Source organism: Arthrobacter sp. Y3221087 (genome assembly GCF_059089905.1).
This window is the reverse complement of record NZ_JBNHFE010000037.1, coordinates 1-237: the sequence shown is the minus strand read 5'-3', so window position 1 is coordinate 237 and position 237 is coordinate 1. Positions and strand designations below refer to the sequence as shown.

Sequence of the window (237 nt, the reverse complement as noted above, 5' to 3'; positions counted from 1 at the left end):
TCGCGGCCGCGATCGCGTTCCGTTCGATGCAGGGCACCTGGACCAGCCCGCCGATCGGGTCACAGGTCAGGCCCAGGTTGTGTTCCATCGCGATCTCGGCCGCGTTCTCCACCTGTGCGGGGGACCCGCCCATCACCTCGGCCAAACCGGCGGCGGCCATCGATGATGCCGACCCGACCTCGCCCTGGCAGCCGACCTCCGCCCCGGAGATCGAGGCCTGCTCCTTGTACAGCACCC

1 protein-coding gene is annotated in these 237 nt (G+C 70.0%); it reads right to left on the bottom strand.

Features of this window, described 5'->3' with window-relative positions; genetic code table 11:
• Nucleotides 1-237 (bottom strand): L-serine ammonia-lyase, iron-sulfur-dependent, subunit alpha (locus tag AC5RUO_RS20050; protein WP_494104451.1); only part of this gene is annotated, 237 nt, incomplete at both ends.